Annotated in this window: 20 protein-coding genes; 5 read left to right on the top strand and 15 right to left on the bottom strand. The window is 36.3% G+C overall.

Features of this window, described 5'->3' with window-relative positions; all coding sequences use genetic code 11:
* The first annotated feature begins 237 nt into the window (after nucleotides 1-237).
* Nucleotides 238-669 (top strand): FKBP-type peptidyl-prolyl cis-trans isomerase, encoded by a 432-nt coding sequence (locus tag LB467_RS04795; protein WP_224472882.1) that lies wholly within the window; start codon nucleotides 238-240, stop codon nucleotides 667-669.
* Nucleotides 670-821: 152 nt separating this feature from the next.
* Nucleotides 822-1,235 (top strand): OsmC family protein, encoded by a 414-nt coding sequence (locus tag LB467_RS04790; protein WP_237690398.1) that lies wholly within the window; start codon nucleotides 822-824, stop codon nucleotides 1,233-1,235.
* A 566-nt stretch (nucleotides 1,236-1,801) separates the two neighbouring features.
* Here LB467_RS04790 and LB467_RS04785 read toward each other — a convergent pair.
* The 3 genes from LB467_RS04785 to LB467_RS04775 are packed head-to-tail and all read right to left on the bottom strand — an operon-like array spanning nucleotide 1,802 to nucleotide 5,157.
* Entirely contained in the window at nucleotides 1,802-2,485 is a 684-nt protein-coding gene (locus LB467_RS04785) for an N-formylglutamate amidohydrolase (protein WP_224472881.1), read from the bottom strand.
* Nucleotides 2,482-3,702: a carboxylate-amine ligase gene (locus LB467_RS04780; protein WP_224472880.1), complete on the bottom strand. Its 1,221-nt coding sequence runs from the start codon at nucleotides 3,700-3,702 to the stop codon at nucleotides 2,482-2,484. Before LB467_RS04780 ends, LB467_RS04785 begins: the two co-directional genes overlap by 4 nt.
* 3 nt (nucleotides 3,703-3,705) lie before the next feature.
* Complete coding sequence (locus LB467_RS04775) at nucleotides 3,706-5,157, bottom strand: RimK family protein (RefSeq protein WP_224472879.1); 1,452 nt, start codon at nucleotides 5,155-5,157, stop codon at nucleotides 3,706-3,708.
* 138 nt (nucleotides 5,158-5,295) lie between these two features.
* Between LB467_RS04775 and LB467_RS04770 the strand changes: the two genes are divergently transcribed.
* Nucleotides 5,296-6,585: a dipeptidase gene (locus LB467_RS04770; RefSeq protein ID WP_224472878.1), complete on the top strand. Its 1,290-nt coding sequence runs from the start codon at nucleotides 5,296-5,298 to the stop codon at nucleotides 6,583-6,585.
* Between the two features lie 118 nt (nucleotides 6,586-6,703).
* Here LB467_RS04770 and LB467_RS04765 read toward each other — a convergent pair whose 3' ends face one another.
* The 6 genes from LB467_RS04765 to LB467_RS04740 form a co-directional block, all read right to left on the bottom strand.
* Complete coding sequence (locus LB467_RS04765) at nucleotides 6,704-7,252, bottom strand: type 1 glutamine amidotransferase domain-containing protein (RefSeq protein ID WP_224472877.1); 549 nt, start codon at nucleotides 7,250-7,252, stop codon at nucleotides 6,704-6,706.
* A 130-nt stretch (nucleotides 7,253-7,382) separates the two neighbouring features.
* A complete protein-coding gene (locus LB467_RS04760; RefSeq protein ID WP_224472876.1) occupies nucleotides 7,383-8,399 on the bottom strand; it encodes a YihY/virulence factor BrkB family protein in 1,017 nt (338 codons plus the stop codon).
* Nucleotides 8,396-8,920, bottom strand: coding sequence for a DinB family protein (locus tag LB467_RS04755; RefSeq protein ID WP_224472875.1), 525 nt, complete (start codon nucleotides 8,918-8,920; stop codon nucleotides 8,396-8,398). Before LB467_RS04755 ends, LB467_RS04760 begins: the two co-directional genes overlap by 4 nt.
* 1 nt (nucleotide 8,921) lies before the next feature.
* On the bottom strand, nucleotides 8,922-11,495 hold the full coding sequence (locus LB467_RS04750; RefSeq protein ID WP_224472874.1) for a phosphoenolpyruvate carboxylase: 2,574 nt from the start codon (nucleotides 11,493-11,495) through the stop codon (nucleotides 8,922-8,924).
* A gap of 95 nt (nucleotides 11,496-11,590) precedes the next feature.
* Complete coding sequence (locus LB467_RS04745; protein ID WP_224472873.1) at nucleotides 11,591-12,070, bottom strand: Lrp/AsnC family transcriptional regulator; 480 nt, start codon at nucleotides 12,068-12,070, stop codon at nucleotides 11,591-11,593.
* 75 nt (nucleotides 12,071-12,145) lie between these two features.
* On the bottom strand, nucleotides 12,146-13,351 hold the full coding sequence (locus LB467_RS04740; protein WP_224472872.1) for a M14 family zinc carboxypeptidase: 1,206 nt from the start codon (nucleotides 13,349-13,351) through the stop codon (nucleotides 12,146-12,148).
* Between the two features lie 236 nt (nucleotides 13,352-13,587).
* Here LB467_RS04740 and LB467_RS04735 point away from each other — a divergent pair, with 236 nt between their 5' ends.
* Together LB467_RS04735 and LB467_RS04730 are read left to right on the top strand one after the other, a co-directional pair.
* On the top strand, nucleotides 13,588-13,998 hold the full coding sequence (locus LB467_RS04735) for a helix-turn-helix domain-containing protein (protein ID WP_224472871.1): 411 nt from the start codon (nucleotides 13,588-13,590) through the stop codon (nucleotides 13,996-13,998).
* Nucleotides 13,999-14,047: 49 nt separating this feature from the next.
* The gene (locus LB467_RS04730) at nucleotides 14,048-14,422 is read left to right on the top strand and encodes a DNA topoisomerase IV (protein WP_224472940.1); all 375 of its coding nucleotides are present in this window, start codon (nucleotides 14,048-14,050) and stop codon (nucleotides 14,420-14,422) included.
* 1 nt (nucleotide 14,423) lies between these two features.
* On the opposite strand, the gene mscL is transcribed toward LB467_RS04730, so the two are convergent.
* The 6 genes from mscL to LB467_RS04700 form a co-directional block, all read right to left on the bottom strand.
* Nucleotides 14,424-14,879, bottom strand: a complete 456-nt coding sequence (gene mscL, locus LB467_RS04725) for a large conductance mechanosensitive channel protein MscL (RefSeq protein WP_224472870.1) — start codon at nucleotides 14,877-14,879, stop codon at nucleotides 14,424-14,426.
* Entirely contained in the window at nucleotides 14,880-17,528 is a 2,649-nt protein-coding gene (locus LB467_RS04720; protein ID WP_224472869.1) for a DNA gyrase/topoisomerase IV subunit A, read from the bottom strand.
* Nucleotides 17,528-18,010: a hypothetical protein gene (locus LB467_RS04715; protein WP_224472868.1), complete on the bottom strand. Its 483-nt coding sequence runs from the start codon at nucleotides 18,008-18,010 to the stop codon at nucleotides 17,528-17,530. Before LB467_RS04715 ends, LB467_RS04720 begins: the two co-directional genes overlap by 1 nt.
* The gene (locus LB467_RS04710) at nucleotides 18,007-19,869 is read right to left on the bottom strand and encodes a DNA topoisomerase IV subunit B (protein ID WP_224472867.1); all 1,863 of its coding nucleotides are present in this window, start codon (nucleotides 19,867-19,869) and stop codon (nucleotides 18,007-18,009) included. The genes LB467_RS04715 and LB467_RS04710 overlap by 4 nt, the downstream gene beginning before the upstream one ends.
* A 121-nt stretch (nucleotides 19,870-19,990) precedes the next feature.
* Nucleotides 19,991-20,419, bottom strand: a complete 429-nt coding sequence (locus LB467_RS04705; RefSeq protein WP_224472866.1) for a response regulator — start codon at nucleotides 20,417-20,419, stop codon at nucleotides 19,991-19,993.
* Nucleotides 20,420-20,535: 116 nt separating this feature from the next.
* Nucleotides 20,536-24,876, bottom strand: coding sequence for a PAS domain-containing protein (locus tag LB467_RS04700; RefSeq protein WP_224472865.1), 4,341 nt, complete (start codon nucleotides 24,874-24,876; stop codon nucleotides 20,536-20,538).
* Nucleotides 24,877-25,005: the final 129 nt, after the last annotated feature.

Genomic DNA, 25,005 nt, shown 5'->3' with positions numbered 1-25,005 from the left:
AAAATTTGAGTTAATAAATGTATTTACTTATTATGTGAATTCCAATTTAAATATTAAGCCATTGTCTTTCAGATCCTAACATATAGAAGATTAGTATTTTAGGAAATGTTAATATTTTTAAAAGATTCCGGGATTAAAGCCCTCATAATTTGGAAGGGCATATTATAACTGTACCTTTGCACTCTTTAACGGGCATATTTTTAATAAAGCCCATTATAATTTTTGAAAAACAACATTATGAGTCAAGTAAAAGCAAACGATACGGTAAAGGTACATTACACAGGTAAACTAGCTGACGGGCAGGTTTTTGACAGCTCTGTAGAAAGAGGTGAGCCTATAGAATTTACTATGGGACAAGGACAGCTTATTCCTGGTTTTGAGAATGGCCTTATCGATATGAAAGTGAACGAGAAGAAAACCATAAATATTCCTAAAGAAGAAGCTTACGGAGAGCCAAGAGAAGAACTTGTGCAAGAAGTACAAAAAAGTCAACTTCCCGAAGAAATTAAGCCAGAAGTAGGAATGGGACTTGTTTCTAAAAGCCCTGACGGTCAGGAAATGAACCTTGTGGTTAAAGATGTAAAGGAAGAAACTATTGTGGTAGATGGAAATCACCCATTAGCAGGAAAAGACCTTGTTTTTGATCTTGAAGTAGTAGAGATAAAGTAAGTTCTTATAACTTATATTTAAAAGCCCGAAGCCTCTTGGTTCCGGGCTTTTTTGTTTTGTAAATTTTAAGCTTTAGGTAAAGGTTTTGATAATAATTTTTCTTTGGGCACAATGATTTCTATATTAAGGTAAACCAATAAAAAATTATTATTATGAAAAGAAATGGAACCGCAGTTTGGAAAGGAAATCTTAAAGAAGGTAAAGGTACAATTAGTACTCAAAGTGGTGTTTTAGATAAATCACAATATTCCTTTAAAACCAGGTTTGAAGATGGCAAGGGCACCAATCCTGAAGAACTTATAGGCGCAGCCCATTCTGGATGCTTTACAATGCAACTTTCGGCCAATTTAACTGAAGAAGGTTTTGAACCAGATGAGTTAGAAACCAAATCTGAAATTACTTTTGAAGATGGTGCCGTGAAAAAATCACACTTAATTTTGAAAGCAAAAGTAAAAGGCATAGACAAAGAGCAATTTGATAAAATAGCCAATGATGCTAAAGAGAATTGCCCAATTTCTAAATTACTTAAGACTGAAATCACCTTAGAGTCTCAACTGATTCAATAGAAAGTCAGGTTTAAAATATAGAAGGTTGTCTGAAATGTTTTTCAACTCGTCATTCTGAGACCCGTGATAAAAAATTTTATCTAGCGGAGGGAAATGACAGATAAATATGATATTATTGAATTTATTAATGAGGCTGAAATTGATTGGTGTTCTGTTCTTTTTCCATTGATGAAAAAGAACCAAAAAATCTAGGCTTACGAAAATGGATCTAAATTTTTCGTTCGATGTCTAAATTTTCTGAACTCGCGAGGAAAAATGTGAGTAACGAGAAAAAGACATGTCGCTCAAACAGCAGAAAATTTAAACGACATCTCACTTCAAATTTCACGATCAATTTTCGATAGGCCACTTAAATTTTCTAAAAAGTATTTTATACCTACTCTAATAATTCTCTAATAAATAATAAAATCAATCTCCGTCAATGGTAATTTATTTTAGAATCTAAGATCTTAGTAAACAATTCATGTTAGAAGCGGAAACAAGTTTGACGAAATTAGATTTCTCAGACAACCTTTTCATTATTATCCCTCACTGAATGTTTAATTACCCAAAGCTTGCCATGAGCGCTAGCTGAATGAATCTTTTAAAGCTAAAAACACTGATTTTTTGATCCTGGAGTCCATTTTATTAAGGGCTGCAAATTTCTGGTTCACTTCCAACTCAATTCCCCAATAATTTTCGGGAAATTTTTTACGTAAGTAAGTGGTAAAACCGTCTGCCTTTCCCATATAGGGATAATTAAATCTATATTTTAAATCAGGATTTTGATTCTTTAAATGCTGCTTAAAATTTTTACTGAATTCTTTTTCTCCAACCCTTACCGGGTCGTACAGCAATCCAATATCCGTATTTCTTACAATTCCTTTTAATTCCGGAGTAAAAGTATGTACCGAAAAGTGCAGTACCTTCTCCCCTTTTTTTATAAATGCGGAAATCTTATTTTCTACAGCATCCCGATAAGGAAAATAATATTTGTCTAAAATTTTCGATTTATGTCGTAGAGATAAATCCTTTGTAAATTCAGAAAATAAATAAGGGTGGCCTTTAGATCGGTTTACTTCAACCAGCAATCTCCCAGTTTCCTGAATCTGGCTGAAATCGGCTAAAACTTCCAGTTCCTTAAATAAATCTAAGGCCCCTGGATCGTAGCCTCGATGGGATTGAAGTATTTCCTCTGAATCAACAAATAAACCTTTGTATTCTTTCGGAATTGTATTAAAAGCGTGTTCGCAGGTTAGGACCAGTTTCACGGTTTAAAAAATTCATTTTCCTCCAGGCAATCGGCTAATTTTAAATAGGTTTTCCTAATATTTTCTTCTGAAAAATCATCACCTATAGATTTTAAAATCCGGGTAGAAAGACTTCCGTTATTCATCAAAAACTTAATACTTTCCTGATGCTTGTATGCCATATTTCTTTTCACTTTTGAAAATAAAATACGCCAAATTTCTTTAATTTCTATGGTTTGTGAAAGTCCGAAAATCCTGAGATATTCTTTGTTACTGATTTTGGTATTTTCCGCATCCTTAATTACTGCGTCAAAAATTTTAAATAGTTCGTCTTCGTGCCATTTCTTCTGTTCGTCTATAGGAATTAATTCTTCACTAACCAGCAACTTTAAGCATTCAATAATCAAAATAGTGACTGCCATATCGGCCTTTGGGCATTCCTGAACATCTAATACACGAATTTCTATGGCATTTCGGTCAAATCTTGCAATAGCTCCCCTGGAATTCAAAAAATGCTGATCCAGAATATTTTCGGTATCATGGGGTTTTATCGCTTTATTTATCGGTTCAAAAATAGTTTTATTATAATCGGCTTTATTAAAAACCTGTTCCGGAATTACTTTTCCCGTCATTTCGGGAATTTCCTTCTGGTTGCTTTTGTAAACAAGCATCCTGGCATCTTTAAAGCCGGTATCTTTTCCTTCAAAAATAGGAGAACTCGCGCTTAAGGCAGGCATTATAGGCAAAAGCAAACGTACCGCCGCGTGGAGTTTATCAAATTCATTATCGTCAAAAAACGGAAGATTAATATGCATACTTTGCACATTGCTCCAGCCATGGCCGCTACAATCAAAAATACGGTTGTAAAGTGCGTAGATCTTGTTATTGCTGTGTTTCCATAGCTGGGTTTCAGTTGCAGGGTCCATCAATGGATGTGCAGCAGAAGGTAATAGCCTGGTATTTTTCTCTTTCAGTAAAAGGTTTACTTCTTTAATATTTTCAGCAAAAAGAAGATCTAAACTATCCAGATCTCCGGTTGGTCCGTTGGTTTTAAGTTCTACCACATGCGCAACCAATTCATTACTCCATTCAATTTTCCCATTTTCAATATCTGAGGTGATTTCCCCATTCTTACTGATAAAAAGCTGATCTACAATTGGATTCACTTTAAAACTGGACGCATCAATAAGCATATATTCCAATTCAATTCCAAAAACTTCAAAAAGATGATATTTCATAAATTATTTCTTTATCAGTCGGTTTTTTAAAGCGGCTATAATTTCCACATAAACCTGCTCGCCATAATAGGCATCTTCAACTCCAAAATCTATATTGGGGTTATCGTTAATTTCAATTACAAGAGCCTTTCCTCCTACTTCCTTGATATCTATCCCATAAAGACCAGTTCCCATTAATTTAGCCGATTTTAAAGCGGCTTCAAGTATTTTCTTCGGAACTTTTTCTATTGGTAAGCAATCGGCATTTCCATCCTGATCGTCTTTTACTTTGGCGTCCCAATTATAGATCTGCCAATGCCCCTTGGCCATATAATAACGGCAGGCATAAAAAGGTTTATTATCAAGAATTCCTATTCTCCAGTCATATTCTGAAGGTGAAAATTCCTGGGCGATCACCAATTCTGACTTTTTGAGCATCATCGTAACTAATTCCTGATATTCAGCGGGCGTAGTCGCTTTCTTTACCCCAAAGGAAAAAGTAGAATCTGGAGATTTTAAAACCACAGGAAGCCCGGTAATTTCTAAAACCTTATCTATGTTTTCTTTATGAATTATCACCGTTTTAGGCGTAGGAATATTGGCGTTTTCCAAAGCCTCAGCCATATAAACTTTGTTGCAACATTTCAAGATGGCATCAGGGTAATCTATAATTGCGATGCCTTCCTGCTGTGCTTTGCGGGCGAAGGCATAGGCTTCATTATTAACTTCGGTGCTTTGTCTAATAAATAAAGCATCAAAAGCTGATAAACGTGAAAGGTCTTTTGGGGAAACTATTTCTACATAAAAATCCATTTTTTCAGCAATTTCCACGAATTTCTTTAATGCCCTGGCATTACTTGGCGGAGCGGGATCATCGGTCTGTACTAAAATAGCCAGGTCGTATTCCGAGGTATTAGCACGGGGCGTATCATAGCGCTTTTTCGCAAAATATTGAGTTGCAAACTCATACACACTTTCCAAATGTTCCTCTGGAATTTCAGCTTCAGATATAGCTTTAATGCTTTTTATATTCCACTTGGTAGTATAATTAAATTTAACCCGCAAAAACGGAATTTGAAAATGCCTGTGAAACATCGCACTCAACTCCTTATATTTTTGGGCTACGTTTTGACCAAAATAAATACTGAGCGTAAACTCCTGGGATTTTATACTTTTCAGGCTGGTTTGCATTAAATCATCAAACTCCTCTGAAACTATTTTTACCAGTTTCGGCTCCCGTAAATCAACAATATTTTTTACCGTTGGAATAGCCATATGCCCACGGGCTTCGGCTAAAAGTGAAACATAATAACCTTTAGACTGGTAGGAATAATCTTTACAGAGGTTGAAGATCCTGGCATTTTTGATTTTGGCGAACTCAGGATTAGTGAGATAGGATTGCGCTGAAATAATCTCTACGTTATCCAGTTTTAGTTTCCACTTTTCGGGTTGGTTTACTATTATATATTTATTCATTGAGCAATTGAAAATTCTATCAAATGTAGGAGAAAATTGAATATGTTTTAAATGATTTTTATCAAAATAAGCTATTCAATTTATTTCTAAAAATTTTATTAGTATTTTCAGGGTTTAAATAAAATATAACACAGCAATATGAAATTAAACCTTCTTAGCCTTGCGCTGATTTTGACGGGGAATCTGGTCTTTGCTCAGCAAAACAACGATGAAGCTTTACTAGAAAAAGCCAAAGAAATTCACGAAAACGTAATTACCATAGATACTCACGCCGATATCAATATCAATAATTTTACTGAAGACAGGAATTATACGATGGACCTGGAAAACCAGGTAACCCTTCCTAAAATGGAGGCCGGCGGACTGGATGTCGCCTGGTTTATCGTTTATACAGGACAGGACGAACTTACTGATGATGGCTTTAAAAACGCTTATAAAAATGCGATGAGCAAGTTTGATGCGATCCATAAACTGGTTAAAAATTTCGCTCCAAACGAAATAGGATTGGCTACCAATTCTCAGGAAGTGCGATATCTGGTTTCTGAAGGAAAAAAAGTCGCGATGATTGGCGTAGAAAACGGCTATTCTATTGGGAAAAATATTGAGAACGTGGAAAAGTTCTACGAGCTTGGCGCTAGATATATGTCGCTTGCCCACCAGGGCCATAGCCAATTAAGTGATTCTAACACAGGCGAAGATAATGATGAATGGCTGCACAATGGCCTTAGCGATTTAGGAAAAGAAGTGATTGTTGAAATGAACCGACTTGGAATGATGATAGATGTTTCACATCCTTCAAAAGAGGCTATCAAGCAGATGTTTGAGCTTTCTAAGGCCCCGCTAATCGCTTCCCACTCCTCTGCCCGCGAACTTTGCAACCACAGTCGGAATTTAGATGATGAGCTTTTAATGTTATTTAAAGAGCACGGCGGGGTGGTACAAACCGTTGCCTTTAGTGCTTATGTAAACACTAAAAAAAATAAAGCGTTTAGTGAGGCCACTACTAATGTTTATGAGAAAAAGGCCGAAGAAATGAGTTTTGAAATTTTACCCCGCGATAGTATAAGGGCCTTAAGCAATGAAAATAGAAATGCATATTATGCCGATTATCAAAAAGTAAGAACTGCAGCTGCTCCTGAAATTGAATTATTGAAAGAAGAAATTGCACCTGTGGATGTTGCCGATTTTGTAGATCATATAGATTATATGGTAGATCTAATAGGAATTGAGCATGTTGGTATTAGTTCTGATTTTGATGGGGGCGGCGGAATTGACGGCTGGCAGGATGCTTCAGAAACATTGAATGTTACCAAAGAATTGGTAAAAAGAGGTTATTCTGAAGAAGAAATCGCCAAACTTTGGGGAGAGAATTTATTAAGAGTGATGGATGAAGTTGATGAAGTGGCAGCAGAGCTTCAAAAAGCATAAAATACTGACATTTAAATAATAAGATCCTCGGGGAATTAAACCCTCAATGAGGGATTAAAAAAGCCTGTCGGATTAATTCCAGACAGGCTTTTTTAATTCTAATATTTCGGATTAAGCATTATGCGTGTTGCAAATCGTGCTTACCTTCTTTAATCTCTTCGATCATTTTAGCGTTAAACGCTGGTAAATCATCAGGATTTCTGGAAGTAACAAAAGCTTCATCTACAACAACTTCTTTATCTACCCATAAAGCTCCTGCATTTTCCAGGTCTTTTTTGATAGAATTAAAGGAGGTCATTGTTCGGCCTTCAACTACTTCAGCATCAATTAGCGTCCAGGCTGCGTGGCAAATTGCTCCTACAGGCTTACTTTGCTTAAAGAAATCGCGCACAAATACCAAAACATCTTCATTTCTTCTAAGTTTATCTGGATTAATTACACCTCCGGGAAGCACCAAAGCATTGTAATCTTTCGCACTCACCTCTTTTAAGGTGTAATCAACTTCTATTTCTCCAGACCAGTTGGTGCCTTCCCAACCTTTTATTTTTCCTTTTTCCAGGCTAATAATATCTACTTTAAAACCTTCATTTTCTAAAGCCTCTTTCGGTGAAAAAAGTTCACTTTTTTCGAATCCGTTTGTGGCTAAAATTGCTATTCTCTTTTTCATAATTTCATCTTCATTTTTGGTTCAATCAAAGATAAAATATGAATAAAAGATAGTGTGCTAAGGACATTATAAAAGAGAATCCACTTAAAGTTAAACTTTATTAATTCTCTTAAAAATTTACAAAATAAGGCTATTTCTTATCCTTATTCTTAATTTTTTGATCCTTCCCCCTGTTTTTCTCCCAATCCATATTATTTTTAAGCGTATCTATTATTTCCTTTTCTTCCTCTAATTGGGTACGCTTCTGTTGTAATTTTTCCAGTTCCTGATAAATTGCAGGTTCTCCATATCTATTAGGAACTACTCTTTCATTTTTCATCAAAGCGTATTGCACGGTAAATTCGGCACCAAAAAATAAAATTAGGCAGGTATAGTAAACCCAAAGCAAAATAAGCACTACGGAAGAAGCCCCACCGTAAACCGATGCAGGTTTACTTTTTCCGAAGTAAAAACTAATTAAAGCTTCCCCTACTAAAAACAAAATGGTAGTAAGCGCGGCACCCACATAAGTAATCCTCCAGCGCAATTTAATATCCGGAAGTAATTTAAAAATAGCAGCAAATAAGGTAGTAATTATAAGAAATGAAATACCAAAATTAGCAGCATCCACCATAAATTCGGTCACATTGGGCGCATAATGTTCTATTTCATCTTTTAGAATACGAATTAAAGCGGAAATAACCAGGGATAGTAAAAGCAAAAGACCTATTACCATTACCATTCCGAAAGAAATAAGTCTATCTAATAAAATTCTCAGGAAATTGGTTTGTTTAGCAGCAACATTCCAAATATTATTCATTGCCATTTTAAGCTGGAAAAACACCCCGGTAGCACCAAATAGTAAGATACCTATACCAAATATTAGGGCCCACGTAGATTCTGTTGCCAGAGCTGCGCTGGCAATCATCCTTTCAATAGCTTCAGCCGGTTCCTGACCTATAAAACCACTAATTTCTGAAGTCAACCTCCCCTGTACAGCTTCCTGCTCAAAGAAATAACCTGCAATGGTTACAACAATAATCAATAAGGAAGGTAAAGAAAACAAGGCATAATAAGCTATAGTTGCACTTCGGGCATAGGGTTCGTTCCTATTCCAGCTTATGTATGCATTTTTAAAAAGTGACCAGGAGGTCTTCAGAAATTTCATAAAATATCATATTTCTCTTTAAATATTTCAATATGATGTTTGGTGTGACCGGCAGTAATAAAACCTAAGGCCCGACAGCTAGCTGAACTACCACTAATAAATCCTTTATTTTTTAGCATTTCTTCTGAAAAACTCTGATACAGCGAAATACCGGCATTTCTTACGGCTTTAAATTCTTTCTTAAAACCCTTTAGCTTCCGGTTTCGAGCAGAACTTGCGGGAACATAAGCATCGTGATCAAAGCCAGGTAATTTAACTCCTGGATCCCTGGCCAGGCTTAGTGACCTATATTGAAAAATACGTTCAACATCAAGAAGATGCTGAAGCACTTCAGCTACAGTCCATTTACCTTCAGCATAACTATACTTAAGGTCTTCCGGCTTCATCTTATCCAGTAATCTAAGGAACTCTTCCCTATTTTCAAGAAGTAAAGTCCCCAGCTCTAAATCGCTGGGGACTTTTTGTAAATATCTGTCGTAGTACACATTATACTCATCAGAATCAAGATTTTTTATTATCATCTTAAGCTGAATTTCTACTTGCGTTAATATTTCCGTACAGGGAACGTGTTACCATCTTTTCATAAACTTCAAGCATTTCTTCGGCGCTTTTGCCCTGGTCCTGAAGTTCCTGTACTTTTCTAAGCGCGTGCTGCTGAATGGTTAATAAAGGTAGCACAATACGCTCACGTGCCTGAATGGAAGCTCTTCCTGCAGGCTCATTTTCCATAAGTTCATCATAACCGGTTACTTTTAATAACATGGCATGACTACGCTTATATTCAGCATAAATAATCTTCCAAAATTCGCCAAATTCCTTATCCTGCTCCATATAAGCGGTTAGCGCGAAGAAAGATTTGGTAAGGCTCATCATGGAATTCTCCAATAAGGTTTTAAAGAAAACTGAATTGTTATAAAGGTGTTTCACCTTATCGAATTCACCTGCTTGCTCAAACTTCTCCAGGGCAGTTCCTACACCGAAAAATCCGGGTACATTTTGTTTTAACTGGCTCCAGCTTCCCACAAATGGAATTGCTCTAAGATCGTTTAAATTAAGTTCAGCCGATTTATTTCTTTTAGACGGGCGGCTACCAATATTGGTTTTAGCATAGTATTTTAGCGTACTCATCTTCTCTAAATACGGAATAAACTTCTCGTGTTGCTTGAAGTTAGTATAAGTTTCATAACTAATCTCAGCAAGTCTGGTCATAGTTTCCCGATCTTCATCGGTTAACCGGTTTTTATCGTCACTAAAAATCTCATTTGAAACACCTGAACTTAGCAATTGCTCAAGGTTATATCTACAAGAATCCCGGGTTCCAAAATTAGAACTAATGGTTTGTCCCTGTACGGTTAATTGAATTTCTTCATTTTCAATATTTGAACCTAAAGAAGCATAAAACTGATGTGTTTTACCACCACCACGAGCCGGTGGTCCTCCTCTGCCATCAAAAAACACCACTTTAATTCCGTGTTTCCTGGAAACTTCGGTAAGCATTTCTTTAGCTTTATAAATACTCCAGTTGGCCATTAAATATCCACCATCTTTAGTTCCATCACTAAATCCAAGCATAATCGTTTGCTTATCCCCTCTGCTTTTTAAATGTTCACGGTAAACAGGATTCTTATACAAAGTCTCCATGACGTCTGGTGAAGCTTTTAAATCGGGTACGGTTTCAAAAAGAGGAATAACATCTACCGATGGTTTCTTCCATCCACATAGCCTTAAGAACGCAAACGGCTCTAAAATACTTTGCGGTACTTCACTGTGACTAATTATGTATCTATTAGCTCCATTTTCTCCGTTTTTCTCCTGAATTTTCTGCATAGCATAAATTGAAGAGAGTGTAGATTTAACTATTCCATCCTCATAATTCTCAGGATCTATATTCCCTTCAACTTTTGTAAGCGCTTCTATTTGTTCTTCATTAGAAAGTGAAGCATAATTTTTAGGGAATAACTCCGGTTGTGTTTTAAGGATTTCTTTAAGAACCTCGTCGTGTTTCCCTGAATCCTGACGAATATCCAGCGTCGCGAAATGATATCCAAAAATATTAACCTTATTGATTAGACCATTGATTTCTTCAACGAATAACCCCTGGTGTTTATCTTCTACTATATCCTTAATCTGATGCAGTTTAGACTTAAAGTCTTCAAGTGACATTTTAATCTTTCCAGTCTTGGAGATTGCACTTTGATAGAGGGGAGTTTCTATTTCAGCAATAATCGCATCGACTTCGTTAAAGGTCACTCTTCTTTTAAGCGCTCTAATATCACGATAATAATTAAGCAAAATGGTGCTTCTTAATCTCTGGGCAACTTTTAAGGTGATTTCAGTGGTTACAAACGGGTTTCCATCACGGTCTCCCCCGGGCCAAAATCCTAAGTTGATAACCTGGTTGCCTATATCTTCACCATCAAAAATATTTTGTTGAATATAGTTATAAATCTTGCTTACACTCTGGTAAAATACATTCTCAAAATACCAGATTAGGCTTACTGCCTCATCATAAGGTGTTGGTTTCTCTTTTTTGAAAAACGGGGTTTTCCCAAGTTGCGCCAGTAATTTCTTTATTAGCGTAATATCGTTTTTCTGAATAGCTTTATCTAGATCTGTAATAATTCCTAAAACCGCTCCCGGATAGAATTGTGTAGGGTGAGCAGTTAAAGTTGGCCTTACGTTAAAACGTTTCAGGTATTCCCGTAATTCAGGAGTTTTATCTTTTGCTTCGGCTTCCTCTTTCACATTCCTAAGGGTTCCGCGGCCATCCATATTGTTTACTATAGGAAAAGACGCATCTTCAATAGCATCAAAGAGCACTACCTGTCTTTCTATATACTGAATAAACCTGAACAATAAACTGATTTGATGTTCTTCTGAAGGATCATCCTGATATTTACTGAAGAAACTCTCAATAATTTCTGAAGGATTTTTGTTTTCCTTAAAGCCCGCTTCACATATTTCCTGAAAAAGAGGCAGCAGGGATCCCGTCTTACTAATATCGTCAAAAGGCAGCGTTAAAAATATACTATTATAAACCTGATATTTTGAAAGTACGCTTTCATTAAAACGTTCTAGTTTTGGTTCTCTGTGCATAATAAATTTTAGTTGATTAAGATTAGTTTTAAAGTTATAAAAAAACCCTTTAAACACGTAAGCCTAAAGGGTTTTTATAATAAGTTTAGGATTGCTTACAAGTCCTGAAAAATAGAGTGCATTAAACGCTTCTTATCGTTTAAGCTCTCCTCTAAAGAAATCATAGTTTCTGTTCTGTAAACTCCTTCAATATCGTCTAACTGAAAGATTACTTCCTTAGCGTGTTGGGTATTACGTGCTCTAATTTTACAGAACACATTAAATTTACCTGTAGTTACGTGCGCAACAGTTACAAAAGGAATTTCATTGATACGTTCCAGTACAAATTTGGTTTGAGAAGTATTCTTTAAAAAGACGCCTACATAGGCAATAAATGCATAACCTAATTTCTTATAATCCAGAGTTAAAGAAGAACCTTTTATGATTCCTGCTTCTTCCATCTTTTTAACCCGAACGTGCACCGTTCCAGCCGATATTAAAAGCTTTTTAGCAATATCGGTAAATGGTGTCCTCGTATTCTCAATTAACATATCGAGAATTTGGTGATCTGTTTCGTCTAATTTAAACTTGGCCATTTTTTAAATTTCTTTATTTATATGAAATGCAAAATTAATACAAAATCCTTGAACAATTACTAAGGTTTTTGAGAATTATTCACATTTAAGAAGCAATTCTACTCCATTTAAGACGATTTTATTAACTATAACGTTTTCGGTGAGCTTATTTTCTTCATTAACCTCTATTTTTTTATTCTCACAAAAGACTTCTTTATGTGCGAACTTGGTAATTTTTGGGGTAATTTTTTCTATTACCGGCAAAAAGAGAAATTTTCCGCCCTTAATTGCTTCCTTATATTGAATAGCAATATCCACTACCCCGTTTTCAGTTTTCACATCCCTTAAAATGATATCATGAAATAACTTTTCGTTTTCAGGAATTCTCTGGTAATCTATATGATCTATTTCTTTAAAACTTTTTTCAATTATAGCTTTCAGGACAGAGATTAAAGCCAAAAACACATATTTCCTGGTCTCTTCCCGGTTATAATCTTCCGGAAAATGCCCGGCTTCAAAAAGAATGGTTGGCGTTTGGGTGCTTTGAAAAGTATCCCCCGTGCAATTAATATTAAAAGCATCATCATACCTACCAATTCTATTGGGAAGTAGGCCTGAAAGATCTGAGGCTATTTTAGTGATTAACTGCATACTTTTAATTCGAGAAGGGAAGATTTGCCTGTCCTTATCCATAGATGGCGCTAAGAACGATAAAACCGCGGGTTCTGCCTTATTGCCTGCGCTAAATATAGTACGCTGATCGTGCAGGTTTAGACAGTAATTTGGATTAAAATCATCAAATATCTTCCGTAAAATTCTGCTTTCTGGCTGACTTAAATCCTGGGCATCCCGGTTTAAATCTACATAATTGGCATTAACGCGGGTATATGCCTCGGCACCATCAGGGTTCAATATTGGAATGATGCAAAAGCTGCATTTCTCTAAAAGAGATTTTACCAGAGCTTCGTCCTTATATTTGCTTACATAGCTAAGCAGATCGAAAACGGCTTTGGTGGTCGTAGATTCATTTCCGTGCATTTGCGACCAGGCGAAAATTTTAACTGGTCCGTTACCAAATTGAATACTATGAATAGGTTTTCCCAAAACCGACTCTCCAATTTTTTTTAGAAGGAATTCTTTTCCCAAATCATCTAGTAAACTTTGTATATCAGTTTGCCGAATATACCTCCCGGAAATCTCCTGATTTTTAAATGAATTATAATCGCTAAATAGTTGTTTAAATAAAACTGTTTCTTCCATGTTTACAAAAGTAAACAATACAAATTTCACAATTGTAAACATGTAAATTTACTTTTGTTAGTTACAAGTGTAAACATTGGTTCGTCTTAATAAACTAGTTACATGGAATATATCCTATATAATTATATTTGTACATTAATAATCTAATTTTTAGTATTTTAAACTATATAATATAAAGCTATAGTTTATATGATATAATTTAATTACAATTGTAATTTGCAGGCTACAAAGGGTTTGATTACATTTGTAAATAGCAATTTCGCACAATCGAATTTACAATGGTAAACACAGAAGATTTTTCTAAACGGCTGCATAAAATCCTTGAATTTTATGAATTATCGGCTGCAGGTTTTGCCGATAAAATTGAAGTAGGACGCTCTTCTATTTCACATATTTTATCCGGCAGAAATAAGCCGAGTTTAGATTTTGTGATGAAGGTTGTAAAGTCTTTTCCCGAAGTTGAATTGTATTGGCTATTGAATGGAAAAGGAAGTTTCCCTCCTTCTGAAACACCTACTCCAAAATTTGAGGCAAAACATGAAACTCCTAACACTCCACTTCCAGAAAAAGCAACCAGCCCGGAAAATAATAAAATGCCATTCACTTTTCCGCAACAAGGAAAGAATAAACCAATTAGAAAGATTGTTATTTTTTATGAAGATGGCACTTTTGAGGCCTTTGAAAATTGACAGTCCGGAGAAAATAGGTTTATTTTGCAATTCTAAAGTAATTGCCATGATGAAGAAGCTTTTAGCGGTATTTAGCCTCCTTTTTATTTTTACAAGCTGTTTTGAGCCGGAAAGAAATTGCACCGACTATAAAACCGGTACATTTGAGTACAAAACCTATTTAAACGGCGAATTAGCCACTTCTACCTTTATAAGGAATGATTCTATAGAAATTGATAGATTCCAGGGGAAATCTGATACCTCATCGGTTAGATGGATCAATGAATGCGAATATATTCTCAAAAATGTAAACCCGAAAAGTATGGCTGAAGAAAAGCCCATACACATCAAGATATTGACCACCAATAAAGATGGTTATACTTTTGAATACGGTATTGTTGGGCAGGATAAAAAACAACGTGGCTCTGTAAACCGGGTTAAATAAGCTATTTTCTTTCTGAAAAGTTATTTTTAAGCAACTGATTTTGTTCTTCCATAAGTTTATTCATCTTAGATAAAAGCTCGATGTCTTTTGGAGTGACCTCCCGCTTATCTTCGGGATCCTGGGCTTTATTCCTAAAACGATTCATAAATTTTATGACCAGGAATATGGTAAGCCCGATTATAAGAAAATCGAGGAAAGATTCAATTAAAGCGCCATAACCCACAGCGACTTCTTCTACGAGTTGAACACCTTCTGCTTCTGCAACGGCTTTCCGAAGCACCCATTTCCTATTAGCGAATTCAATACCATCGGTCATTAGGCTTAACGGCGGCATCACTACCTCCTTCACAAGAGTGTTGACAACCGAATTAAATGCCGTACCGATTATGATCCCCACGGCCATATCTACCATATTCCCCTTTATGGCAAATTCCTTGAATTCTTTTATAATGCTCATTTACTCATCAAATAAATTTGTCTGACTTTTTGAAGAATCATCAGAATCTTTTTGTTTTCTAACAATATTTAGCTTGTTTTTGTCTTCTGAAACTGACTCCTCTTCGACCACTTCAATCTCTTCAGCAGGAATATCTTCTTCTTCTTTGTAAGGTAAAGGTTCTAACGGATTTATCTGTTTTACTTTATCGGTAGTCAATTGGTTTCCAAGAGCCTTAATACCTTTTACCGAAATGAATTCTTCAATATTAACTTCCTCGTTGGGACGCTGCTCTTTACCGCGTTGTTTGGAGAAAACAATTTCCGCTTGCGGATAATAATCGGTAGAAACCAGTTCTAAATAAGAATTCTCGTGTTCGCTTATAAACTTCTCATCCCTTTCAGGATTTTCAATTAAAAATCGTTTCACATAGAAACGCTCTTTTTCCGGTTCCCAATAAATTGCTGAAATCGGTTTTTTCGGCACCCATTTTTCCAGCACTACCATTTCTTCATCAAAACGTGTAGTAAGCTCTGGAATTATGGTTTTTGCAATTCCATCCTGGGTAATGACCAGAATACGGTCTTCCCCTTTAAATTCTCCAAGAAGTTCTCCGCGTTCATCTACATTCAGTCTTTTTACCGTTTCGTCAAACCAGATTTTTCTGGGTTTTAAAGTAGAAACTCCTTCTTCTTTTAATTCTACGCGTTTTATAGCATATTTGGTAACGATATTTCCCTTTACATTTCTGCCTTTAATAAGCATATCAGCAAAGTCTACATCAAATTTCAACTTCTTAATGCTTCCCACCTGTCTCAGGAAAATGGTTACCACCTCAGCTTCACCATTAGGATTCGCTGAAAAATAATGCACTTTAGAATCTTTTTTTCCTTGTGATAAATCGTATTCCTTGTCCCGGGTTACCGATGTCACGGAAAAACGCTTAATATACGATGCGCCAGCCTTACCGTCGCGGTAGATCAAATTATAAATAGTACGCTTATCTTTTTTCTTAAAAATGGCTACATGAATAATATCTTTCCCGATAAAGGTTTTGCTGTCTACCTTGGTCACCATCATTTTCCCGTCGGCAGTGAAGCAAATTATATCATCTATATCGCTACAATCAGTAACATATTCGTCTTTCTTAAGTGCGGTGCCAATAAATCCTTCTTTACGATTTACGTAAAGCTTGGAATTCCTAATAACGACTTTTGTCGCTTCAATATCATCAAAAATGCGAAGCTCTGTTTTTCGATCTTTATTTTGCCCGTAATCTTTTTTGAGTTTGGTAAAATAGGCAATCGCATAATCTACCAGGTGATCTAAGTGATGTTTCACCTTTGCGATCTCATCTTCCAGGGCTTCAATTTTCTGCTGCGCTTTGTCTAAATCGAATTTTGAAATCCTTTTAATTCTAATTTCGGTAAGCCTTGTAATATCATCCCGGGTTACAGCGCGCTTCAAATGTTTTATATGGGGTTTTAAACCTTCATCTATCGCATTGATCACACCATCCCAGGTTTCTTCTTCTTCAATTTCGCGATAAATCCGTTTTTCAATAAAAATTCGCTCTAAAGAGGAAAAATGCCATTGCTCTTCTAGTTCCTCGAGCGTAATCTCTAATTCTCTCTTTAATAAATGAAGCGTATGATCGGTAGAGCTTCTTAATATTTCGGAAACTCCAAGGAAGATTGGTTTATTGTCTATAATTACACAACCTAGCGGTGCGATGGAATTCTCACAGGAAGTAAATGCATAAAGCGCATCTATAGTTCTGTCCGGAGAAATATTATTTGGCAAATGAATAAGGATCTCCACTTCGGCAGCGGTATTATCCTCAATTTTCTTGACCTTAATTTTACCTTTATCATTCGCTTTTAAAATGGAATCAATTAAAGTAGTGGTTGTGGTTCCGTAGGGAATTTCCGTAATAGCCAGGGTATTCTTGTCATACTGACTAATTTTTGCCCGCACTCTAACCCGGCCACCGCGTTTTCCGTCGTTATAATTAGAAATATCAGCAATCCCCCCGGTTGGAAAATCAGGAAAAATCGTGAATTTTTTTCCTTTTAAATGTCTTATAGATGCATCTATAAGTTCATTAAAATTATGCGGAAGTACACGGGTACTCAAACCTACCGCAATACCTTCAGCACCCTGAGCAAGCAGCATTGGGAATTTTACCGGCAGATTTACCGGCTCCTTTTTTCTCCCATCATACGAAAGCTGCCATTCGGTTAACTTTGGATTAAAAAGAACTTCCAGAGCAAATTTAGACAGTCGGGCCTCAATATACCTTGGGGCCGCAGAACGGTCTCCGGTTAAAATATTTCCCCAGTTCCCCTGGGTATCTATAAGAATATCCTTCTGGCCAATTTGCACCATAGCATCACCAATACTGGCATCACCGTGTGGGTGATACTGCATGGTATGCCCTACGATATTCGCTACTTTGTTGTAACGGCCATCGTCCAGGTCTTTCATAGAATGCATGATACGGCGCTGCACCGGCTTAAAACCATCTTCCATGGCGGGGACTGCCCGCTCAAGAATCACATAAGAAGCATAATCCAGAAACCAGTCTTTATACATCCCGGTTACCTTTATAAGCTCTTCTTTTGGTTGTTCTAGGTGTTCATCTTTAGCTTCTTCCTGGTTTTCTTCCATTAAGCTGTAGTTTTTTGATTGTCTACTATTTTCTGCATCGAAGCTATCATGCCACGCTTCTTCTTACGGGTGAGAAAAGTAGTGTTAAAGGTATATTTTTTGTAGCCGCGTCTTCTGCGCGAACTTATATAAATTGTTACTGCGGAATAAAAAAAGTAATCGCTTATCCTGAACTTAGCAAGTTTTCTTTTTGGAAATTCGGCTTTTTTTACCCGGTATTCCATAAATTTTGAAAAGAAAACTCCGTTGTTCTTTAGATTCAAAGTCTCACCATCGCTATCAAAATCGAAACTCTGCCCTATTCTATGCACATAGAAACCAAGGATAAGCACCACTATATTAGGAAGATAATGACTAAACCTCATCGGCTCATCACTACTCATAAGTTCAATATTCACAAAGATGTTGGTAACAAAAATCGCCACCAAAACGATGTAAATAGAGGGAACTACTTTTACTTCATTCTTATTGGTGAATCTCATAAGCCTAACTCTTCAATAAGATCAAGTTCTACTTTAAGATTATCGATAATGAATTCCTGCCTGTCTGGAGTATTTTTCCCCATATAGAAATTAAGCATTTCGTCTATAGACTTTTCTTTATCCAGCATTACGGGGTCTAAGCGAATATTATCTCCAATAAAATGCTGAAATTCATCCGGAGAAATTTCGCCCAAACCTTTAAACCGGGTGATTTCGGCTTTTCCGGTTAGTTTTTCTACCGCATTTCTTCTTTCTGTTTCACTATAACAGTAAATAGTTTCTTTTTTATTCCGAACCCTGAATAAAGGGGTTTGCAGAATATATAAATGATTTTCCTTGATCAACTCAGGGAAAAACTGAAGAAAAAATGTAATTAATAATAACCTGATGTGCATTCCATCTACATCGGCATCAGTAGCAATTACAATATTATTATATCTAAGATCTTCTAAGGATTCTTCAATATTAAGCGCGGCCTGCAGCAAATTGAATTCTTCATTCTCGTAAACTATCTTTTTGCTTAGTCCGTAACTATTTAAAGGTTTTCCTTTTAAACTGAAAACCGCCTGCGTATTTACATCGCGGGATTTAGTAATAGAACCACTGGCCGAATCTCCCTCGGTAATAAACAAAGTTGTTTCCAGGTAGCGCTCTTTTTTGCTGTCTCCAAGATGAATTCGGCAATCGCGTAATTTTTTATTGTGTAAACTGGCTTTTTTCGCCCGGTCTTTAGCTAATTTTCTAATTCCCGAAAGGTCTTTACGTTCCCTTTCTGCCTGTAAGATTTTGCGCTGGAGTCTATCTGCAGTTTCCTGGTTTTTATGCAGGTAATTATCCAGCTGTGTTTTTAGAAAATCATTAATGTGCGTCCGAACCGTAGGCATATCCCCCCCCATATCGGTGGAACCCAGCTTTGTTTTAGTCTGACTTTCGAAAACCGGTTCCATCACTTTAATACTAATTGCTGAAACTATAGATTTTCTGATATCGCTGGCATCGTAATTTTTTCCGTAGAACTCACGCACCGTTTTAACGATTGCTTCCCTAAAAGCGGCAAGGTGTGTTCCTCCCTGGGAAGTGTTTTGCCCATTTACAAAAGAGTGATATTCTTCGCTGTACTGGGCTTTACTATGAGTTAGAGCTACTTCAATATCATCACCGCGCATATGGATAATTTCATATAAACGCTCATCTTCGTGAATGCTATCTTTTAAAAGATCTTTAAGTCCGTTTTCTGAATAGAATTTCTCACCATTAAAAATTATGGTTAACCCGGGATTCAGGTAAACATAATTTTTCAGCATTTTCTCTATATACTCATTCCGGAATTTAAAATTCTTAAAGATAACCTCATCGGGTACAAAGGTTACTTTGGTACCGCGACGACGGGAAGTTTCATCTAAATGTTCTTCTTCCTGTAATTCTCCCTGCGCAAACTCGGCAGCGTGAGATTTATTATCTCTCGAAGATTCTACCCTAAAATAAGAAGAAAGCGCATTTACGGCTTTAGTACCAACTCCGTTAAGTCCAACCGATTTCTTAAAAGCACGGGAATCGTATTTCCCACCCGTATTCATTTTAGAAACTACATCCACTACTTTTCCTAACGGAATTCCACGGCCGTAATCCCGAACAATAACGCGTTGATTTTGCACCGAGATCTCAATGGTTTTGCCAGATCCCATCACAAACTCATCAATACTGTTATCCAGTACTTCTTTGAGAAGTATATAGATACCATCGTCGGCACTGGAGCCGTCACCCAGCTTCCCAATATACATCCCGGGACGCATCCTAATATGTTCTTTCCAGTCTAAAGACCGTATATTATCTTCGGTATACTTCGTTTCCTGGCTCATAAGTAGTTCATGGAGTTGTGGCGCTAATATAAGGCATAGGGCAAAAAGTTAAAACAAAGCCTTAATATTTTAATTAACAAAAAATTAAACTTCCTGTTAATTATGTTTTTAAGAAAAATAATTATTTGGAAGGGAGCTTTACCAAATTCACCCAGAATTCTTCAATTTGGTTAACTGCTGCCATAAAATCCTCAACTTCTATAGGTTTTGTAATGTAACAATTTGCATAATTTCGGTAAGAACTATCAATATCTTCCTGTGAAGAGGAAGTAGTAAGCATAATAACCGGTATTGTCTTCAGGTCTTTATGCTGCTTTATATATTTAAGAACTTCATGACCATTTATTTTTGGCAGGTTCACATCCAAAAGAACGAGATCTGGCGTATTTGCTTCTGCAAAACTCCCTTTTTTATCCAAAAAATCTATAGCTTCTTTACCATCTCTAACTACACTTAATTTATTCAAAATTTTACCCTCTTCCACTGCTTCAGAAGTTAATAGTATATCTCCTTCATTGTCTTCTACTAAAAGTATGTGAATAGATTCCATAGCTATAAATTATGTGAAAATTATCAATGGGAAAATATAGGGATTTAATGCTGAAATACAACGCCCCCGTCTAAAATTTTAATAAAGCCAAAGCTGATGTAGGTGTAAGAAATTTATTACAACTTTTCAATCTCTTTTGAAACGGTAAAATGGAAATTACTTCCCTCCCTTTCAGCTGATTCTAACCATATTTTACCACCAAGGTTTTCGATAATTTTTTTAGTTACCGCCAGCCCCATTCCTGTACCGGAATATTCATCACGTCGATGCAAACGCTGAAAAATCACAAAAATACGATCAAAATACTCTTTGTCTATGCCAATACCATTGTCTTTAATGCTAAATTCCCAGAAATTTTCAGTTTCTCTGAAGCTTATGCTAATTTCTGGATCAACCTCTTCCTTACTATATTTAATGGCGTTGCTAACAAGATTCTGAAATACCTGTCGAATCGGACTTTTAGGTGCTCTTATAACCGGCAAATTACCGTATATAATCTTCACATTTTTTTCTTCGATCCTTTTTCGATATAAATGTTTTATTTCATCTAGAATATCGTCTACCACTATCTCCTCCAATTTGTCTTCTGTTCTCCCTACCCTGGAGAACTCCAACAGATCCAGGATAATTTGGCGCATTCTTTTTGCTCCATCTACCGCAAAGTCTATATACAGCAGGCCTTTTTCATCTAATACATCGGCATATTTTTTTTCTAATTGCGTTAGAAAACTGGTTACCATACGAAGGGGTTCCTGGAGGTCGTGGGATGCAACATAAGCAAATTGCTCCAGCTCGGCATTTGATGTTGCCAGCTCTTTAGCCCTCTCCTTTAAATCAGCATTCAATTTTGTTAGAGAGATCTCGTATTGTTTTTTACGGGTGATATCTTGCATAGCTCCTACTACCCTCAGCGCTTTTTCCTTGTTGTCACGCACCACAAAACCTCTGTCAAAAACATTCAGATATTCACCGTGAGTATTTTTATATCTATATTCTTCTTCCCAGATAATCCCATTTCCTTTAATAAATTTCTGAACGCTATTGATAACATTTTTCCGATCTTCGGGATGAATATTATCATACCATGATGATAAATCTGACGTAAGTTCACTTGATTTATAACCAAATAAGGTCTCGTAACCGGCTCCCCAAAATAATTTATCGTTTACAACATCATAATCCCAGATAGCATCAGAGGTTGCTTTAGTTACATAACGATATCTTTCATTGGCCGTTTCCAGTTCTTTTTCATAAGCTTTAATATGGCTAATATCACGTAAAACCCCTATCATTATTACCGGCTCTCCTTCATTATTTCTAATGATATAACCATTCTCAACAATATCCAGATAAGTACCGTCAGCTTTTTCAAAACAATATTCAGAATTCCATTTATTAATATTTTTATCCTTAAGACAGGCCTCTAAATCCCTGGTGACTTTAGTTACGTCCTCGGGATGTACAGAGGCACTCCATTTTTCAAGTGGAAATTTACCTCCTTCCTGATCATATCCGAACATTTTATAAAAACCCTCACCCCATTTCAAATCATCGTTTATCACATCCCAATCATAAATAGCATCTTCGGTAGCTTTATTTACAAATTCGTAACGCTGATTACTGCGCAATAAGGTGATTTCTTTTAACTGAAATTCTATTATTAATTGTAGAATTCCTACCGATCTCTTAATGCTTCTTTGCTCCTGTTGCTCTTCCGGAAAAGGATCGTTTTTATAGAAAACCGAAAAAATCCCCAGGTTTTGGCCTTTAGAATCTATAATAGGATAAGACCAACAGGAATTAATTTTATTTTTTAGCGCTAAAGTCTTTAAATCGGAATCATCAGCTTCCTCGATTTTTAAAATAGTTGGCGTCCCGTTTTCAAAGAAAGAACAAATACCATCTTGTTCTTTAATTCCCCTACCATCTAAAGCTTCAATAAAATTAGCAGGAATTGCTCCTGATGCCCATTTGTATAATTTCTCATTGTCCAGTTTTTGAATTAAGAAATAGGCATTAGAATTTATCCTCTCCAGGTTCTCAACATAGAAGTTCAAGATTTCTTTTAATCTGAAAGTTTTTTGGAAATTCATTTCCAGGGCCTTGCGCTCCAGCTTTTCAAGTTCCCGAAAATGTCTTTTTTCGGTAACATCCCTGGAATTAGAGACAATGCCTTTAACCGCAGGATCATCAAGAAGATTGGTTACCGTAGTTTCCAGCCAGCGCCAACCACCATTTTTATGTTTAAACCTAAGCATACTAATTTGCACTCTTTTTTGCCGGAATATCTTTTGAAATTTATTTAGAACTCTTTCTACATCTTCCGGATGAATAAACTCAAAAGCATTTCGGTTTTCAAAATCTTCAGGGGTATAGCCTAAAACGGAAGTTGAAGTAGGACTTGCATACATATAATCCCCCTTTTCATCTAATAAAGCGATAAGATCACCGCCTTCCTGTACCAAACCTTTAAAACGCTGCTCACTAAGCTGAAGTTGTTCTTCTATACGTTTCCTTTTAGAAATATCGGTCATAATACCTCTTAACCAGCGTGGTTTTCCATTTTCCTTAATTACAGAAACTACATCGCGTATCCAGATATAGCTCCCATCAGCTTTGAGCATTCTGTATTCAAAACTGTGGTCATTTCCTTTTTCTACCTGGCTCAAACAAAAATTAACCGCATAGTCACGGTCTTCAGGATGTATATGATTTTCCCAGAATTTAGGTTTCTTATACCAATCTGAAGGTTTAATTCCTAAAAGACCTGTAGCCTGCTCACTCACAAAAATAAACTCGAAGGTTTCCACATCTAATTCCCAAAAAATACCGGCTATACTTTCTACTAGCCCTTCATATTGCTCTTTTGCTTGATTCAGCTTGATCTCAGCCTCCTTTTTTTCTGAAATATCTATGCCAACACATTGAATTTCGATAGGATTCCCTTCAGCATTAATTAAACCAGTGAAGTCCCAAACCGTAGTACGAACCTTCCCATCCCGTCTTGGTTTTCCTATTTCTATTTGAAAAGTTTTATTGGGGTTTTCAATACATTTTATAGCGGTTTCCTCTACCTTAAGCCGGTCTTCTTCAATGATTGACATCATACAGCTTTCGCCAATTAATCCTTCTTCCTCGTGGATCCAGCCAAAATCTTCATCAAATTTATTATTGTAATAGGTGTAATTTCCCTCAATATCAGTTCTAATCACGTAATTGGTTTGTGATTCCAGTAAACTGCGTTGTCTCGCTTCATTTAACTCAAGTAATTCGTAGGCCAGTTTTTCTTCGGTAACATCTAAAACTATACAATCCCAAACTATGCTGCCGTCAGAAAGTTTTTGAGGAGAGCCAAATCCCCTGCTCCATCTCATCCCCTTTTCTGGATGTTTAATACGCCATTCATAAGTGAAAAAACTCCAATTCCTGGCAGAATCAAGAATACTTTCTTTAAACTCTTCTATATCATCATCATAAAACAAGTCCCAAACTTTATCAGTGTTACGAGCTGCTTCGCTGGGTGAGATACCCCAAACCTCCCTGGAACCTTTACTAACATAAATCATTTCATCTTCCCCATCTGGTTTAAGTTTATACCTAAACACAACTCCCGGAATATTATCGTTTATATTCTCAAGCCTTATTTCGGCTAATTTGCGGGACGTAATATCTTGTGTTGCGCCAAAAACCCGGGCGCACTTTCCGTTTTTAAATTCAGTCTTACCGGTAGCACGTATCCATTTTTCATTATTTTCAGCAGTAACAATTTCCAGTTCAAGATCAAAAGGTTCACCGGTTTCTATGGCTTCTGAAACTGCATTTCTTATTATGCTTTTATCCTTATCAGTTTTATAAAAATCTATGGCTGTCTCTAAAACCGGAGCAAAATCTTGTGAAACTTCGTGAATTTTTTTGAGTGAACTGCACCAACAAAGGCTGTCCTCTTCTAAATTTAATTCCCAGCTCCCAATTTGAGCGACTTCCTGAGTTTGCTTTAATAAACTTTCGTTTTTCCGAAGGTCTTTTAATGAGGCTTGCTCTTTTTCTTTGGTGCTAATAACATGAGTGATATCACGAACGCGATGTAAGATAAATTCAGTTTCACCTTTAGCATTATTAACAGGAATATTATCTGCTTCCCAAATTTTCCTATGTAAATTGCCGGTTTCCGGGTCGATAAGATCATATCTAACCTCGGGAATATGATCTGGTTTCCCTGATTCTAATACATTTTTTAGAGAACTGGAAAGTGTATCGATAAATTCTTCATCTCCAGTTCGTTTACCAAAAACTTCCAATATACCGTTTCCTAAGAGTTGATCTCTGGCAAAACCGGTACTTTTCTCAAAAGCCCGGTTTACCTTGGCTATTGTGAATTTCGGAGCATCGGGCTTTAATAATAAACAGTTATCTGGAAAAGATTGGAATACTTCTTTTAATTGAGAGAGGTTAATCATTATTAATTGAAATTATGGAGCTTCAATAAATTAACAAATAAAAACTCTGTTTCACGCTGAAAATACTTAAAATCTATCAAAAAAAATTTAAAAGTATATAACAGCCTGGCATAAAAAAACCGAAGTTGT

Source organism: Salegentibacter tibetensis, from assembly GCF_020164485.1.
Classification (GTDB): domain Bacteria; phylum Bacteroidota; class Bacteroidia; order Flavobacteriales; family Flavobacteriaceae; genus Salegentibacter; species Salegentibacter tibetensis.
Note: the sequence above shows the minus strand (reverse complement) of the source record. Positions and strands in the feature narration are given on the sequence as shown.

Excerpts from the sequence above, each read along its gene's own strand:
- LB467_RS04710 (WP_224472867.1), bottom strand. The coding sequence starts at position 19,869 with ATGAGCCAGGAAACGAAGTATACCGAAGATAATATACGGTCTTTAGAC.
- LB467_RS04705 (WP_224472866.1), bottom strand. The coding sequence starts at position 20,419 with ATGGAATCTATTCACATACTTTTAGTAGAAGACAATGAAGGAGATATA.
- LB467_RS04715 (WP_224472868.1), bottom strand. The coding sequence starts at position 18,010 with ATGAGATTCACCAATAAGAATGAAGTAAAAGTAGTTCCCTCTATTTAC.
- LB467_RS04720 (WP_224472869.1), bottom strand. The coding sequence starts at position 17,528 with ATGGAAGAAAACCAGGAAGAAGCTAAAGATGAACACCTAGAACAACCA.
- LB467_RS04755 (WP_224472875.1), bottom strand. The coding sequence starts at position 8,920 with ATGATAATAAAAAATCTTGATTCTGATGAGTATAATGTGTACTACGAC.
- mscL (WP_224472870.1), bottom strand. The coding sequence starts at position 14,879 with ATGAGCATTATAAAAGAATTCAAGGAATTTGCCATAAAGGGGAATATG.
- LB467_RS04745 (WP_224472873.1), bottom strand. The coding sequence starts at position 12,070 with ATGGCCAAGTTTAAATTAGACGAAACAGATCACCAAATTCTCGATATG.
- LB467_RS04730 (WP_224472940.1), top strand. The coding sequence starts at position 14,048 with ATGAAGAAGCTTTTAGCGGTATTTAGCCTCCTTTTTATTTTTACAAGC.
- LB467_RS04770 (WP_224472878.1), top strand. The coding sequence starts at position 5,296 with ATGAAATTAAACCTTCTTAGCCTTGCGCTGATTTTGACGGGGAATCTG.
- LB467_RS04735 (WP_224472871.1), top strand. The coding sequence starts at position 13,588 with ATGGTAAACACAGAAGATTTTTCTAAACGGCTGCATAAAATCCTTGAA.
- LB467_RS04790 (WP_237690398.1), top strand. The coding sequence starts at position 822 with ATGAAAAGAAATGGAACCGCAGTTTGGAAAGGAAATCTTAAAGAAGGT.
- LB467_RS04780 (WP_224472880.1), bottom strand. The coding sequence starts at position 3,702 with ATGAAATATCATCTTTTTGAAGTTTTTGGAATTGAATTGGAATATATG.
- LB467_RS04740 (WP_224472872.1), bottom strand. The coding sequence starts at position 13,351 with ATGTTTACAATTGTGAAATTTGTATTGTTTACTTTTGTAAACATGGAA.
- LB467_RS04795 (WP_224472882.1), top strand. The coding sequence starts at position 238 with ATGAGTCAAGTAAAAGCAAACGATACGGTAAAGGTACATTACACAGGT.
- LB467_RS04775 (WP_224472879.1), bottom strand. The coding sequence starts at position 5,157 with ATGAATAAATATATAATAGTAAACCAACCCGAAAAGTGGAAACTAAAA.
- LB467_RS04765 (WP_224472877.1), bottom strand. The coding sequence starts at position 7,252 with ATGAAAAAGAGAATAGCAATTTTAGCCACAAACGGATTCGAAAAAAGT.
- LB467_RS04700 (WP_224472865.1), bottom strand. The coding sequence starts at position 24,876 with ATGATTAACCTCTCTCAATTAAAAGAAGTATTCCAATCTTTTCCAGAT.
- LB467_RS04750 (WP_224472874.1), bottom strand. The coding sequence starts at position 11,495 with ATGCACAGAGAACCAAAACTAGAACGTTTTAATGAAAGCGTACTTTCA.
- LB467_RS04760 (WP_224472876.1), bottom strand. The coding sequence starts at position 8,399 with ATGAAATTTCTGAAGACCTCCTGGTCACTTTTTAAAAATGCATACATA.